General features: G+C 70.0%; 13 protein-coding genes. 1 reads left to right on the top strand and 12 read right to left on the bottom strand.

What is annotated here, in order from left to right:
• Positions 1 to 70 precede the first annotated feature (70 nt).
• The 5 genes from ntrC to glnA form a co-directional block, all read right to left on the bottom strand.
• Positions 71 to 1,495 (bottom strand): nitrogen regulation protein NR(I), encoded by a 1,425-nt coding sequence (ntrC, locus tag EAT51_RS12905; protein ID WP_130520823.1) that lies wholly within the window; start codon positions 1,493 to 1,495, stop codon positions 71 to 73.
• A complete protein-coding gene (locus tag EAT51_RS12900) occupies positions 1,485 to 2,537 on the bottom strand; it encodes a two-component system sensor histidine kinase NtrB (RefSeq protein ID WP_425478240.1) in 1,053 nt (350 codons plus the stop codon). The genes ntrC and EAT51_RS12900 overlap by 11 nt, the downstream gene beginning before the upstream one ends.
• An 87-nt stretch (positions 2,538 to 2,624) precedes the next feature.
• Positions 2,625 to 4,079, bottom strand: a complete 1,455-nt coding sequence (locus EAT51_RS12895) for an ammonium transporter (protein WP_205953626.1) — start codon at positions 4,077 to 4,079, stop codon at positions 2,625 to 2,627.
• A 20-nt stretch (positions 4,080 to 4,099) separates the two neighbouring features.
• Positions 4,100 to 4,438: a P-II family nitrogen regulator gene (locus tag EAT51_RS12890; protein WP_130520819.1), complete on the bottom strand. Its 339-nt coding sequence runs from the start codon at positions 4,436 to 4,438 to the stop codon at positions 4,100 to 4,102.
• A gap of 340 nt (positions 4,439 to 4,778) precedes the next feature.
• Positions 4,779 to 6,188, bottom strand: coding sequence for a type I glutamate--ammonia ligase (gene glnA, locus EAT51_RS12885; RefSeq protein ID WP_130520817.1), 1,410 nt, complete (start codon positions 6,186 to 6,188; stop codon positions 4,779 to 4,781).
• A 221-nt stretch (positions 6,189 to 6,409) separates the two neighbouring features.
• Between glnA and EAT51_RS12880 the strand changes: the two genes are divergently transcribed.
• Positions 6,410 to 7,204, top strand: a complete 795-nt coding sequence (locus EAT51_RS12880) for an undecaprenyl-diphosphate phosphatase (RefSeq protein ID WP_130520815.1) — start codon at positions 6,410 to 6,412, stop codon at positions 7,202 to 7,204.
• A 776-nt stretch (positions 7,205 to 7,980) separates the two neighbouring features.
• Here the strand turns inward: EAT51_RS12880 and EAT51_RS12875 are convergent.
• From EAT51_RS12875 to EAT51_RS12845, 7 genes are all read right to left on the bottom strand, one after another.
• Positions 7,981 to 8,553, bottom strand: coding sequence for a YbhB/YbcL family Raf kinase inhibitor-like protein (locus EAT51_RS12875; protein WP_130520813.1), 573 nt, complete (start codon positions 8,551 to 8,553; stop codon positions 7,981 to 7,983).
• A gap of 58 nt (positions 8,554 to 8,611) precedes the next feature.
• On the bottom strand, positions 8,612 to 9,640 hold the full coding sequence (locus tag EAT51_RS12870) for a YheT family hydrolase (RefSeq protein WP_130520892.1): 1,029 nt from the start codon (positions 9,638 to 9,640) through the stop codon (positions 8,612 to 8,614).
• Between the two features lie 32 nt (positions 9,641 to 9,672).
• Positions 9,673 to 10,467: a lysophospholipid acyltransferase family protein gene (locus EAT51_RS12865; protein WP_130520811.1), complete on the bottom strand. Its 795-nt coding sequence runs from the start codon at positions 10,465 to 10,467 to the stop codon at positions 9,673 to 9,675.
• A gap of 91 nt (positions 10,468 to 10,558) precedes the next feature.
• Entirely contained in the window at positions 10,559 to 10,990 is a 432-nt protein-coding gene (locus EAT51_RS12860; protein WP_130520809.1) for a hotdog fold thioesterase, read from the bottom strand.
• A gap of 27 nt (positions 10,991 to 11,017) precedes the next feature.
• Positions 11,018 to 13,027: a phospholipase D family protein gene (locus EAT51_RS12855; RefSeq protein ID WP_228257929.1), complete on the bottom strand. Its 2,010-nt coding sequence runs from the start codon at positions 13,025 to 13,027 to the stop codon at positions 11,018 to 11,020.
• The gene (locus EAT51_RS12850; RefSeq protein WP_228257928.1) at positions 13,024 to 13,617 is read right to left on the bottom strand and encodes a YceI family protein; all 594 of its coding nucleotides are present in this window, start codon (positions 13,615 to 13,617) and stop codon (positions 13,024 to 13,026) included. The genes EAT51_RS12855 and EAT51_RS12850 overlap by 4 nt, the downstream gene beginning before the upstream one ends.
• Positions 13,608 to 14,084, bottom strand: a complete 477-nt coding sequence (locus EAT51_RS12845) for a SixA phosphatase family protein (protein WP_130520807.1) — start codon at positions 14,082 to 14,084, stop codon at positions 13,608 to 13,610. Before EAT51_RS12845 ends, EAT51_RS12850 begins: the two co-directional genes overlap by 10 nt.
• Positions 14,085 to 14,092: the final 8 nt, after the last annotated feature.

Here is a 14,092-nt window from a genome sequence, read left to right as displayed (position 1 = left end):
GTTGGGCGCCAAGCGCGTGGCGGCGCGGTGACCATCGCGTCATCGCATCGGCGGCCCTTGCCGCACGCAATCAGCTGCGACGGCGCCCGGAACCCAGCTTGCGCGTGATCGTGTTGCGGCCCACGCCCAGCCGCGCGGCGGCATCGGCACGTCGGCCGTTGGTGAACTGCAGCGCCGCTTCCAGCAGGGCGCGGTCCAGGCGCGTGCGCGCCTCGGCGTGCAGGCCATCGGCACCTTCGGCCAGGCGCGCGCGCGCCCACTGGCCGAGCAGCGCGTCCCAGTCGGCGGCATCGCGCGTGGACGACCTGGCGCCATGCGGCAGGGCCTGTTCGACATCGCCCACGGTGATGGTGTCCGACGGCGCCAGCGCGGCCAGGCGCCAGCACACGTTCTCCAGCTCGCGCACATTGCCGGGCCAGTCGTGCGCGCGCAGCGCCTCGCGCGCGGACGGGGCCACGCGCTTGGCCGGCATGCCGAGCTTGGCGCAGGCCTGGGCCAGGAAGTTCTCGGCCAGACGCGACACGTCGCCGCGGCGCTCGCGCAGCGGCGGCAGCTGCAGGCGCACCACGTCCAGGCGATGCAGCAGGTCGGCGCGGAAGCGGCCGGCCTGCACCAGGCCTTCCAGGTCCTGGTGGGTGGCGGCGATCACGCGCACGTCTACGCGGATCAGCTCGCGCCCGCCGACGCGGAAGAACTCGCCCTCGGCCAGCACGCGCAGCAGCCGCGTCTGCAGCGGCAGCGGCATGTCGCCGATCTCGTCCAGGAACAGCGTGCCGCCGTCGGCCTGCTCGAAGCGGCCGATGTGTCGCCGCTGCGCGCCGGTGAACGCACCGGCCTCGTGGCCGAACAGCTCGCTTTCCAGCAGCTCGGCCGGAATGGCCGCGGTATTGAGCGCCACGAACGGCTTGCGCGCGCGCGGGGACTCGTTGTGCAGGGCGCGCGCGACCAGCTCCTTGCCGGTGCCGGTCTCGCCGGTGACCAGCACCGACAGCGGCGCCTGCGCCAGGCGGCCGATCGCGCGGAACAGCCCGCGCATGGCCGGCGTGTCGCCGATCAGCTCCGGCGTGCCGTTGCGCGTCTCCGCCACCGGTTCGGCGACGGCGGCCTCGCTGGGCTCCAGGCTGGGCAGCGCGCGCGCGGCCAGGGCCACCGCATCGTCCAGGTCGAAGGGCTTGGACAGGAACTCCTGCGCACCGCCGCGGAACGCGCCTGCCGTGCTGGCCACATCGGTATAAGCCGACATCACGATCACCGGCAGGCTCGGATGCGCATGCTTGAGCCGGTCCAGCAGCTTGAGGCCGTCCTCGCCGGGCATGCGCACGTCGGTGAACAGCAGGTCCGGCACGCCGCGCGTGCCCAGCGCCTGCAGCGCCGAGGCGGCGCTGTCGAAGCCGTCCACGTCGTAGCCCGCGTCGCGCAGCGCGGTGGCCAGCACGAAGCGGACCGAGCGGTCGTCGTCGACGACCCAGATGCGCTGGCTTTCCTCAGTGGGCATGGCGTCCCTCCTCGGCGGCATCGCGCGATTGCGGCAGCAACAGGGTGAAGACGGTGTGCCCCGGGCGCGAGCGGAAGCCCAGCGAGCCGCGATGCTCGCGCGCCACCTGCTGGGCCAGCGCCAGGCCCAGGCCGCTGCCCTCGGCGCGGCCGCTGACCAGCGGCAGGAACAGGTGCTCGGCCAGCTCCTCGGGCACGCCGCGGCCGTCGTCGATGATCTCCAGCCGCAGCGCGCGCGCATGCAGCTGATCGTGGATGCGCAGCCCGTGCTCGACGCGGGTGCGCAGGGTGATCAGCGCGGCCCCGGCCTGCATGGCGTTGCCGACCAGGTTCCACACCGCCTGGGTCAGGCGGTCGGCGTCGCCGTGCAGCTCCGGCAGGCTGGGGTCGTAATCGCGCTGCAGGCGGCCGTGCCAGGCGCCCTCGGCCTCGGCCAGGCGCAGCACGCGCTCGAGCACGGCGTGGATGTTGAGCGCGGCGTGCGGGCGCTGCGAGGTCGGCGACAGCAGCCGGTCCAGCAGGGCGTTGAGCCGCTCGGCCTCGGACTCGATCAGGCCGATCAGGGCGCGTTCGTCCTCGTTGTCCGCGCGGTTCTGCGCGCGGCGCGAGAGCAGCTGCGCGGCGCCCTTCAGGCCGGCCAGCGGGTTGCGCAGTTCATGGGCCAGGCCGCGCAGGGCGGCGGCCAGCGCGCTGGGCATGGCCTGGGCCGGGTCCAGCGCGGGGAAGTCGTCGACCGGATGGGCTTCCAGCAGCCAGCCACCGGCGTCTGCACGCGAGAGCCAGCCCTCGGCGAAGCGCGCGGCCCCGCCGGGGAAGCCCAGGGCGACCCGGTGCAGGCGCAGCAGGTCGCGGTCGGTATTGCGGAGAAAACGGGCCATGGCATCGCCATCCATTTCCAATGCGGCCAGGGGGCGTCCGACCAGGCGGCGCTGGCTGACACCCAGCCAGCGCGCGAAGGCGGCATTGACGCCCAGGACCGTGCCGGCGGAATCGGCCCAGGCCACCGGCGTGCTCAGCGCGTCCGGGGTGGGAATCTCGCTCACAGCGCGTTCCGGGGGTTCGGGAAGCGGGTCCGTGGAGTCCGGCGGCAGCATTGCACCATCTTAGTGCAATGCCGCCGACGGGAGCGGTCAGGCCTCGTAGGCCGCCTCGCCATGCGAGGTGATGTCCAGGCCCTCGCGCTCGGCGTCCTCGCTCACGCGCAGGCCGAACACCAGCTTGGCAATCGCGAAGCCCACCACGGACACCACGCCGATCCAGGCCACGGTGATCGCCACGCCCTCGATCTGGATCAGCACCTGGTGCGGGATGGAGTAACCATCGCCCTTCACCCCACCCAGCGACGCGGCCGAGAACACACCGGTCAGGACGGCGCCGACGATGCCGCCGATGCCGTGCACGCCGAACACGTCCAGCGTGTCGTCGGCCTTGAGCAGCTTCTTCAGGCCGGTCACGCCCCACACGCAGACGAACGCGGCGATGGCGCCGATGGCGATCGCGCCGAACGGACCCACCGTGCCGCAGGCCGGGGTGATGCCGACCAGGCCGGCCACCGCACCGGAGGCCACGCCCAGGGCGGAGGACTTGCCCTTGAACAGCTTCTCGGCCAGCGCCCAGGCCAGGATCGCCGCGGCGGTCGCCAGCATCGTGTTGAGGAAGGCCAGCGCCGCGCCGGCGTTGGCTTCCAGGTTGGAACCGGCGTTGAAGCCGAACCAGCCCACCCACAGCAGCGCCGCACCGACGAAGGTGTAGGTGACGTTGTGCGGCCGCAGCGCGACCTGGCCGAAGCCGATGCGCTTGCCGACGAAGTACGAGCCCACCAGACCGGCGACACCGGCATTGATGTGCACGACCGTGCCGCCGGCGAAGTCCAGCGCGCCGCGCTCGAACAGGAAGCCGCCGGTCGCCCAGACCATGTGTGCAATCGGCAGATAGCCGGCCGTGAACCAGATCAGCGCGAACAGCAGCACCGCGGCGAACTTCACGCGCTCGGCGAAGGCGCCGACGATCAGCGCGCCGGTGATGCCGGCGAAGGTCAGCTGGAAGCAGACGAACACCTGCTCGGGCAGGCTGACGCCCTTGGTGAAGGTGGCTGCCAGCGTCTCGGTGGTCACGCCCTTGAGGAAGAGCTTGTCCAGATTGCCGATCCACTTGCCGTCGCCCGAGAAGGCCAGGCTGTAGCCGTAGGCGACCCACAGGATGGCGATCAGCGAGAACACGGTGATGACCTGGATCAGCACCGAGAGCACGTTCTTGGCGCGTACCATGCCGCCGTAGAACAGCGCCAGGCCGGGCACCACCATCATCAGCACCAGCAGCGTGGAGGTCAGCATCCAGGCCACGTCGCCCTTGTCGACGATCTCGGCGGCCGGTGCGGCCGTGGCCGCGGCGGCGGACGGGGCAGCGACCGGTTCAGGCGCGGCGTCCGCCGGGGCGGTGGTGGCCGGGGCCTCCGTGGCGGCAGGCGCGGTGGCTTCCTGCGCGGCGACGGTGGATACGGTACCGGCGGCCAGCAGGCCCAGCGCGGCGGCCGCGCACAGCACCTGCAGGCGGGTGGTCAGGGCGGAGAGCAGACGAGTCTTCATGGGGGGTCTCTCCGGAGGGGTTAGAGCGCGTCGGCGCCGACTTCGCCGGTGCGGATGCGGATGACCTGGTCGATCGTGGTCACGAAGATCTTGCCGTCACCGATCTTGCCGGTGCCGGCGGCCTGCTGGATGGCCTCGATGACCGCATCCAGACGCTCTTCGGTGACGACGGTTTCGATCTTGATCTTCGGCAGGAAATCGACGACGTACTCGGCGCCGCGATACAGCTCGGTGTGGCCCTTCTGGCGGCCGAAGCCCTTCACTTCCGTGACGGTGATGCCCGAGACGCCTGTCTGCGACAGCGCCTCGCGGACTTCGTCCAGCTTGAAGGGGCGGATGATGGCGGTGATCAGTTTCATGCACATTCCCCGATGATGGTTGGAGCGCCCGGCGCGGGGCCGGACGAAAGAGCGGCGCGATAAGCCGAATCGAAGGTGGTCGCCGGCATCGCGCCGGCGCCACGATGAAGCGCCCAAGGGCCGCGTCGAGCGCGCGGGAGCAAGGACCCGTGCGTACGACGTGGGAGGGAGGGCGTGCGGCCCATGGGCGTCTTCGATGACGCGTCCCCAGCACTGCATGGTTCACAGCCGCCCCAGCGTGGCATTGCGGCTTCCGTCGGCCGTGCACCGGAAGCGCTCAGATGAGGTGCAGCGATGGCAGTGGGTGGGAGGGGGGACCCACCGCCATCGCCGCGTTTGCTCAGTTGGCGTAGTACAGCTGGTACTCGAGCGGGTGGGTCGCCGCGCGGAACTTGGTGACTTCCTGCATCTTCAGGTCGATGTAGCCGTCGATCAGGTCGTCGGAGAACACATCGCCGGCCTTGAGGAAGTCGCGGTCGGCGTCCAGCGCGGCCAGGGCCTGGTCCAGCGAGGAACAGACCTGCGGGATCAGCTTCTCTTCTTCCGGCGGCAGATCGTAGAGATCCTTGTCCGAAGCCGCGCCCGGGTCGATCTGGTTCTTGATGCCGTCCAGGCCGGCCATCATCAGCGCGGTGAAGGTCAGGTAGCCGGACTGCAGCGGATCGGGGAAGCGGATCTCGATGCGGCGCGCCTTCGGGCTGTTGACCCACGGGATGCGGCACGAGGCCGAGCGGTTGCGCGCCGAGTAGGCCAGCATCACCGGCGCCTCGAAGCCCGGCACCAGGCGCTTGTAGCTGTTGGTACCCGAGTTGGCGAAGGCGTTGATCGCCTTGGCGTGCTTGAAGATGCCGCCGATGTACCACAGCGCCATCTGCGACAGGCCGCCGTAGCCGTCGCCGGAGAACAGGTTGGTGCCGCCCTTGGCCAGCGACTGGTGCACGTGCATGCCGCTGCCGTTGTCGCCGACGATCGGCTTGGGCATGAAGGTGGCGGTCTTGCCGTTGCGGAAGGCCACGTTCTTGATGATGTACTTCATCATCAGCAGCTCATCGGCCTTCTTCACCAGCGTGTTGAACTTGGTGCCGATCTCGCACTGGCCGGCGGTGGCCACCTCGTGGTGGTGCACCTCGGTCTCGATGCCGACCTGCTCCAGGGTCTTGACCATCTCGGCGCGGATGTCGTGCAGCGAGTCGGTCGGCGGGACGGGGAAGTAACCGCCCTTCACGCCCGGACGGTAGCCGCTGTTGCCGCCTTCGTACTTGGCCGCGCTGTTCCAGGCCGCCTCCTCGGAGTCGATCTTGAAGAAGGTGTTGCCCATCTCGTTGGCGAAGCGCACCGAGTCGAAGATGAAGAACTCCGGCTCCGGGCCGAAGAAGGCCACATCGGCGATGCCCGAGGACTGCAGGTAGGCCTCGGCGCGCTTGGCCACGCCGCGCGGGCAGCGCAGGTACGAGGTCATCGTGGCCGGGTCCAGCACGTCGCAGGTCAGGTTGATGGTCGGATCGGCGTAGAACGGATCCAGATAGGCCGTGTCGGCGTCGGGCATGAGGACCATGTCCGATTCGTTGATGCCCTTCCAGCCGGCGATGGAGCTGCCGTCGAACATCTTGCCTTCCTCGAACAGGCTGGGCTCGACGATGCTCGCCGGGAAAGTCACGTGCTGCTGCACGCCGCGCAGGTCAACGAAACGCAGGTCGACGAACTCCGCCTTGGAGTCCTTGATCAGCTTTTCGACTTTGTCGACGGACATCTTTGCTCCTCGAATCGGTGGTGAGGTGGAATGTGTGACGGCCTTATCGCAAGCCGCGTGCCAACCCGGAGGGCGCGCTAAGTCCCTGTTTTCTCTACATCCTCTTCACGCCGCGCACCAACCGGATGCACTTTGAAGGTGCATCGACTGAAACTAGCACCCAAAGCGTGCAAATGCGATTCGCCTTATGCTTCGGCCTCCCCCACGTTGCGCCCTGCCCCATGTCCGAACTCCTGGCCGCGCTGCTGCTCGGCATCCTCGAAGGCCTGACCGAATTCCTGCCCATCTCCAGCACCGGGCACCTGCTGATCGCCCAGCACTGGCTGCCGCGGCAGACCGATTTCTTCAACATCGTCATCCAGGCCGGCGCGATCATCGCGGTGGTGCTGGTGTTCCGGCAGCGGCTGGTGAGCCTGGCGCTGGGCTGGCGCGACCCGGTCCAGCGCGACTACCTGTTCAAGCTCGGCACCGCCTTCCTGGTCACCGCGGTGGTGGGCCTGGCGGTGCGCAAGCTGGGCTGGGCGCTGCCCGAGACGGTGACCCCGGTGGCCTGGGCGCTGATCATCGGCGGCCTCTGGATGATCGTGGCCGAACGCCTGGCCGAGCGCCGCGGCGACAGCCCCAACGTGACCTGGACGGTGGCGGTGCTGGTCGGCCTGGCGCAGGTGGTGGCCGGCGTGTTCCCCGGCACCTCGCGCTCGGCCGCGGCGATCTTCATTGCGATGCTGGCCGGCACCAGCCGGCGCTCGTCGGCGACAGAATTCGCCTTCCTGGTCGGCATCCCGACCATGTTCGCCGCCAGCGGCTACACCTTCCTGGAGCTGGCCAAGGACGGACAGCTGGGCCAGGTCGACTGGACCGCGGTGGCGGTGGCCTTCCTGGCCGCGGCCGTGACCGGCTTTATCGTGGTGCGCTGGCTGCTGGGCTTCATCAAGTCCCACCGCTACACCGGCTTTGCGGTGTATCGCATCTTGCTGGGCGTGGCCCTGCTGCTGTTCCTGCCCAGCGGCGCCTGACCCGCGGCAACCGATAAGACGAAAAGCCCGCGCGATGCACGGGCTTTTTTCTTGCCGGAGCGCGTCACCCAGGTCTGTCGATGACATGCGCGCTGGGGCTTGCGCTCACTTCGCCGACCAGCCTCGACCCGGCCGGGCACGGCTCCTCGGCTCGGTCCGCCATCCCTGGCGGACTCGCCGCCGCGGGCCATCCATGGCCCGCTCTCCGCGCGCCCGGCCGGGTCGAGGCTCCGCGAGCGTGCAGATCAGGACTTCTTCCCACGAAGGCATTGCGCAAGCGCTCTGCCCCCTCCCTTTCGCCGCAGGCGAAGGGGAGGGCCGGGGTGGGGTGCTTTTGCTCTTGCTCTTGCTTCGGTGGCTTTCCCGGGAAAGCCCCGACCCCTCCCCCTCAGTCGCTAGCCGCGACTTCGAGCTCCCCTGCGCTGCGCGCAAGGGAGGGGGCCTCAAGTCGAAGCCCTTCCCTTCGCTGATCGCGCTCTGCGCATGGGCGAGGGTCTCGAACGACCGCGCAAACCGAAGCGCTGTGACCTGACGCGCGAGGCAGCGGGCCGGCGGGCGGGGGCCGCGCCTAGCGAGGCAGGAGCCGAGCGCCCGAATCAGGGCAGGATGCCCTGATTGAGGGATAAGCGGCCCCCGCCCGCCGGACCGCTGCCCCGCCGAAGCCGAGAGCACTCAGGCACCGCGACCGCTTACTCGGGAAGAAGAGGCCTCTCTACGAGAGAGGCGCAAACAACTCAGCCCGACAGCTTGGGGTTGAGCGTATAGGTGCCGACCCACTAGGCCTGCCCCAGCACATGGCCTTCGATCGCCTTCAGCACGTCCTGCCCGGTGAACGCACCCTCCACCGGCACGCGCTCCAGGTCCAGCGCGTACAACCGGAAATGGTAGTGATGCAGGCGCGCATCGTTGTACGGCGGATAAGGCCCGTCGTAGCCGAAGTACTGCCCGGCCAGCTGCGCATTACCATCGAAATAGCCGGTGTAGTCGTTCAGCCCCTGGCGCGCGCCGGACGGACCTTCAGGCGTGCGCTTGCCGCCGGCGATGAAACCGTCGGCACAGCTGCCCGCCGCGAGCGCCTGCACCTGGGCCGGGATGTCGACCATCACCCAGTGATAGAAGTCCTGCCGCGGCTGGTCGGCCGGCACCTCCATGTCGTCGCGGTTGGTGGTCTCCGGCACCGTCGGCACGTCCGGATCGACCACGAGCAGCGCGAAACTGCGCGTGCCGGCCGGCGCCTGCTCCCAGGCCAGGTGCGGATTGCGGTCGGGCGCGAAACCCTGGGCATCGCCGCCGGCGAACTCGGCCGGGATCGGGGCGCCGTTGGCGAAACTGTCGCTATGGATGCGCATGGCAAGTCTCCGTATCGAAGGAAGCTGGGAAGACGGCGCGCCGGGCGCGGCGCGGACGCTAGTCGCGGGTGAGCCGATCAGTCACCCAGCGCTCGCCGAACCCGTCGCAGTGCGCGTTCTCGATGAAGCCGCAATGGCCGCCCCAGCGCGCCACTTCCAGCGCCACGCTGGCCGGCAGCTGCCAGCGGGCGAAGTCGGCGAAGGGAATCACCGGATCGTCCTGAGCCATCAGGATGTGCGCCGGCACGGTCATCTCGGCCAGCCGGTTGCCGGCGATGGAATAGCCGTCCAGATAGTTCTCCAGCGTGCCGAAGTCGGTCTCGTGCTCGACCATCCAGCGGGTCAGCTCGCGCACGCTCAACGACAGCACCGTGTCGTCGTAGACATGGCGCTCGGGGAACAGCTGACGCTTGATCTCCAGCGAATGGCGCCACTTGCGCTGGAAGTACCAGTGGTACAGCGGCAGGCCCTGCTCCATCCCGGTCAGCGTGGACTGCGGGTCCAGCACCGGGCACACCGCGGCCACGGCCTTGAGCGGCAGCCCGAACGCCGGCGCGCGCAGCGCCACCCGCAGCGCGAAGTTGCCGCCGAGCGAGTAACCGGCCGCGACCATCGGCCGCGACGGGAACCGCTGCGCCACATCGCAGGCCGCGTGCAGCACCTCGGGCAGCAGGCAGGAGTGGAAGATGTCCTCGTTGAGGTGGTGGGTCTGGCCGTGGTCGCGGAAATTCAGCCGCACCACCTCGTAACCGGCCTCCAGCAGGCTGGCGGCGGTCATGCGCATGTAGCTGGATTCCGAACTGCCCTCCCAGCCGTGCAGCAGCAGCGCCAGGCCGCGCACCTCCATGCCCGGCACGATGCTGTGCCAGCCCTGCAGGCGCACGCCGGCGCCGCCGTCGAAGATGTGCTCGGTGCTGACCGCGCCCATCGCCTGCAGCCGGCGCAGACCGCGCCGGCGGCGCAGGTCGCTCGAACTCAGGATCGACTGCAGATGCGCGTTGCGCAGCCAGCGCGGCGGCGCGTAGCTGCTGGCGCTGACCGGCGCCTGGCCCACGTCGGACTGCGCCGGCGCCAGGGAGGCGCCCATCAGGCCCGCGCGTGCGCCGAAGCCCAGCATGCTCAGGCCTCCATCGCCGCGACGATGCGCGCCCGGGCCGTGTCGGCGATCTGCCGACGGCCCTGGACCTGGTCGGGGAAGATGGGTTCGAGGAAGCAGATCTCGGCCACGCGCGAAGGTTCGCCCAACAGGCGTAGAAAGTTCGCGAAGAAGCTCTCGTGCGGGCCGAAGGCCACCACCTGCTGCGCATCGCCGCGCACGCCGTAGCGCAGCGCCACCGGCTGCACCGGCACGGCCGCCTCGACCGCCGGCTGGAAGATGCGCGCGTGGAACGGGCCGACCTCGCTGCCGTCGCGGGTGCGACCTTCCGGGAACACCGCCACCGGGCGGCCTTCCTTCAGCCGCTCCAGCATCGCCTCCATCACCCCGCCCAGCGACTCGGTGCTGCCGCGCTGGTGGAAGATGGTCTCCCCGCGCTGCGCCAGCCAGCCCACCACGGGCCAGCCGCGGATCTCCTGCTTGGCCACGAAGCCGACCATGCGCTGGCTGTGCACCATCTCGATGTCCACCCAGCTGACGTGGTTGGAGACGAACATCACCGCCCCCTGCAGCGGCGTGCCGCTGCGACGCAGGCGGAAGCCGAAGATGCGCATCAGCGCGGCCGACCAGTGCTCGACGGAGAACTGCTTGACCGTGCGCCCGCGCAGCGGCAGGCCCGCCCACAGCGGCACCATGGTCAGCAGCAGCAGCGGCAGCATGACCAGCACGTGGATCAGCAGCAGCGGCGTGCGGAGCAGATAGCGGAAGGCGCGGCCGGCACCGGGGGCAGCAGGCGCCAGAGAGGGGGACGGACTCATCCAGGCAAGATACCGGATGGGTCCGGGGCCGGCTACAACAGCCGACCGGAAGCAGCGTTGCGCCGGGCCGGCGCGCGGCCCGCGCGGCCGATCAGGCCGCCGGCTTGGGCACCACCGCCAGGGTCAGGCGCGAGACGCACACCGGCTTGCCGCGCTCGTTCTCGATGCGGATGTCCCAGACCTGGGTGCTGCGGCCGATGTGGATCGCGCGCGCGGTGCCGGTGACGGTGCCGGCGCGCTCGCCGCGGATGTGGTTGGCGTTGATCTCCAGGCCGACCACGGCGTGCCGCTCGGGATCGAGCACGCTCAGGCCGCCGGCCAGGCTGCCCAGCGTCTCGGCCAGCACCACCGAGGCGCCGCCGTGCAGCAGGCCGAACGGCTGGTGGGTGTGCGCGGCCACCGGCATGGTGCCGCGCAGCCAGTCCGGGCCGGCCTCGGTGATGACGATGCCCAGGTGGCCGACCAGGTTGCCGGCCGACATGGCATTGAGCGCGTCGATATCGACGGGGACGCGGAAAGTCATGGCAGTGTCCTTCTAAAACGTGAAGCGTCAGAGGATCGGCACCAGGCCGGCGCCGAAGGCGATCAGGATGCGCGCGTACAGCCGCTTGGGCCCGATGCTCACCTCGGGGAAGTCGCCCACCGACTTGTAGCAGGCGTGGAACATCGGATCCTTGACCGGCAGCGGGCCCGGGCACTGTTCGCTGGGCACGAATTCGTAGCTGGTGGCATAGCGCCAGGGCCAGATGTCGAACACCGGCAGCGCCGAGGACACCTTGTCCAGGCTGTAGTTGATGCCCGAGAACACGCCCGGCTTGGGCCGGGGCGCGATTACCCAGGAATTCTCCGGCTCGATGTCGCGGCGGATGCTCTGCTCCAGCTGCTGGGCGAAGGCGCGGTTGGGGATCACCACCACCGCCTCGGTGTTGTAGTCGAGCGAGCGCGGGTCGAAGTTGTGCGTGCCGATGACCGCGATGTCGTCGTCGATCACCATCGACTTGGCATGCAGGCCCATGCGCACGCCGGCGCGCTTGAGCGGCAGCGGGTCGCTGTGCGGGCCCTTGCTGAGGAACGAGGGCCGGCCCTCGGCGCGCTGCAGGCGCCGGTCCACGCGGTTGCGTTCGCGCGCGCGGCGCGTGGCGCGGTCCTGCTGCTCGTCGCGGTCCACCATGCCGAAGGGCCGGCTGCCGGGCATCGAGGTGCGGATGGCGGTGCTGCGCGGCACGTCCTGCTCGGGCATCGGTGCCGGTTCCTGCCCGGGCAGCGCCACCGGCGGCACCGGCAGCAGCGTGGCCACGTCCACCGGCGCGTCGGCCGGGAACGGCTTGTATTCGTAGAGCTGGAAGCCGAGCTCGCGCAGGTACATGCGCTTGTACTTGGCCGACACCGAATACACGATCGGATTGTCGGTGGCGGCCAGGCTGTTGGTGGACACCACCACCGCCGGCGGCACCGGCCGCGTGCGCAGGCCCTTGAAGAAGCGCTTGGCCTGCTTGGACATGATCAGGTACGGCGTCTGCATCAGGATCTCGTCCTGCGCGCGGGTCAGCAGCGTGCCCAACTCCCAGTCCGAGGGCGCGGCGGTCTCGGGATCATCGGCGCGATGCTTGCGCGGGGTGTCGGCCACGTAGCTGACCGTGCCAACTTCCAGCGCGCGGTCGACCAGGCGCTGCTGGATCACCTCCGGGTCGCTGGCGTCGGCGCCCATGTCGGCGACGCGGTCGGGGCGCTTGAACGCCTCCGGCGGCATCGGCGGCACGCCTTTCTCGAGCAGCGTGCGGCCGACGTCGCTGAGCCGCTCGGCCGGGATGCTGCGCGGCGCGTCCCAGAACTGGTCGAAGCTGCGCCCCATGTCCGCGCCTTCCGGGCCTGCGATCAGCACGTCGCGGTCGCGGAAATTGTATTCCGAATCCCAGTCGTAATAGTCGTCCTGGTAGTTGCGCCCGCCGGTGATGCCGACCGCATCGTCCACCAGCAGCAGCTTGGTATGCATGCGCTGGTTGAAGCGCCGGAAGCAGCACACCACGCTGGCCGCATAGTCCAGGTAGCCCGGCACGGCCTGGTTGAAGGTTGGGTTGTACAGGCGCAGGGCGAAGTTGCGGTGCGCGCCGGACAGCGCCGCTAGCATGTCCAGGTTCGGAATGGCGGTGAGCTGGTCGATCAGCACCCGCACCTGCACGCCGCGGCGCGCGGCGGCCAGCAGCTCGTCCAGCACCAGCCGCGCGCTGTCGTCGGTGTCGAAGATGTAGGTCTGCACGTCGATGCTGTGGCGCGCGGAGCGGATCAGGTTGAGCCGCGCCAGCAGCGAGTCCTCGCCGCGGTCCAGCAGCAGCGCGTAGTGGCGCGGCACCTTGGGCGTGGAATCGGCGCGCGCCTTGTCGGCCAGATCGCGCAGCGCTGAGGGCTCGGCGCAGGCGTTGGCGCCCTGGCAATCGATCACCTGCGAACGGGCGGCCTGGGCGATCTGCACCGCCCGTGCATGATCGGCCTGGGACAGGCTGGCGCAGCCGCTGCCCAGCAGGGACAGCAGCAGGGCGAAGGCCCCCAACAGCTTCCTCAAGGTTTGGGCTCCCGCTCCGGTGCCTGCACGCGCGCGCGCAGCAGGAACTGCACCTTGTCGCTGAGCGCCAGCCGGAAGCCGTCCATGTCGTAGTCGCTGCGGCGCACCTCGCCGGACAGCACCACATCGCAGTCCACGCCAGGGCGCGCACAGGGCTCGGGCGTGACCGTGAGGGTCTCCGGGCGGCGGATGCCGCGGATCACCAGCTCACCCTCGAGCTGGCCGCCGCCTTTGAGCACCGCACTGTCATAGGGGTAGGACACGAACACCACTTCCGGCCATTTTTCCGCATCGAAGAACGCGCTGCCGCGCGCCCACTGCGCATAGCGCGTATGGTCGCCGATCTGCACGTCGGCCGTGTACATGTGCAGGGTCACCTGGTGTCGGCCGTCGGGCAGCACGTGCACCACCCCGTCGTAGCGCGGGAAGTTGCCTTCCAGCGTCTGCCCCCAGCGCGTGGACAGCGCGAAGCCCAGCCGCGTGTGCTGCTTGTCCAGCGGCATGGTGCGCGACTGCGCGGCGGCGGCGGTGCAGAGGGTCAGCCCGGCGCCGAGACAGAACCGGATCCAGGCCTTCGCCTTCACGGCCACCAGAACGCCGACAGGCTCGCCGCGCCCGGTTCGATCGGGCCGTCCTCGGCGAAGGTCAACACGACCACCGAGCCGGTGGGCATGCCGCGGTAGTCGCTGGTGCTGCCGCTGTGCAGCAGCGCCGCCAGTTGTTCCAGCCCGGGGTTATGGCCCAGCAGCAGCAGGCGGTCGACATCGCGGTGCGCATCGGCCAGGCCGATCAGGGTGCCGGCGGTGGCCTCGTAGATGGCCTGTTCCAGGCGCTGTTCGACGTAGCCGGTGGTGGCCAGCACCGCTTCGAGCGTCTCGCGGGTGCGGCGCGCGGGCGAGCACAGCACGCGGTCGGGGATCAGGCGCTGGTCCTTGATCCAGCGCCCGGCCGCCTCGGCCTCGGCCTGGCCGTGCGGGGCCAGGGGGCGGTCGAAATCGGACTGGCCGGGCAGGGCGGGCTCGGCATGGGCATGGCGCAGGAGGATGAGTTCACGCATGGGACGAC

Origin of the sequence: Pseudoxanthomonas winnipegensis, assembly GCF_004283755.1 — a bacterium.
Classification (GTDB): domain Bacteria; phylum Pseudomonadota; class Gammaproteobacteria; order Xanthomonadales; family Xanthomonadaceae; genus Pseudoxanthomonas_A; species Pseudoxanthomonas_A winnipegensis.
This window is presented reverse-complemented; position numbering and strand designations above follow the sequence as displayed.

Bases quoted from the DNA above. Each gene is read 5' to 3' on its own strand.
- glnA (WP_130520817.1), bottom strand. From the start codon at position 6,188: ATGTCCGTCGACAAAGTCGAAAAGCTGATCAAGGACTCCAAGGCGGAG.
- EAT51_RS12880 (WP_130520815.1), top strand. From the start codon at position 6,410: ATGTCCGAACTCCTGGCCGCGCTGCTGCTCGGCATCCTCGAAGGCCTG.
- EAT51_RS12875 (WP_130520813.1), bottom strand. From the start codon at position 8,553: ATGCGCATCCATAGCGACAGTTTCGCCAACGGCGCCCCGATCCCGGCC.
- EAT51_RS12865 (WP_130520811.1), bottom strand. From the start codon at position 10,467: ATGAGTCCGTCCCCCTCTCTGGCGCCTGCTGCCCCCGGTGCCGGCCGC.
- EAT51_RS12870 (WP_130520892.1), bottom strand. From the start codon at position 9,640: ATGGGCGCCTCCCTGGCGCCGGCGCAGTCCGACGTGGGCCAGGCGCCG.
- EAT51_RS12845 (WP_130520807.1), bottom strand. From the start codon at position 14,084: ATGCGTGAACTCATCCTCCTGCGCCATGCCCATGCCGAGCCCGCCCTG.
- ntrC (WP_130520823.1), bottom strand. From the start codon at position 1,495: ATGCCCACTGAGGAAAGCCAGCGCATCTGGGTCGTCGACGACGACCGC.
- EAT51_RS12860 (WP_130520809.1), bottom strand. From the start codon at position 10,990: ATGACTTTCCGCGTCCCCGTCGATATCGACGCGCTCAATGCCATGTCG.
- EAT51_RS12890 (WP_130520819.1), bottom strand. From the start codon at position 4,438: ATGAAACTGATCACCGCCATCATCCGCCCCTTCAAGCTGGACGAAGTC.
- EAT51_RS12895 (WP_205953626.1), bottom strand. From the start codon at position 4,079: ATGAAGACTCGTCTGCTCTCCGCCCTGACCACCCGCCTGCAGGTGCTG.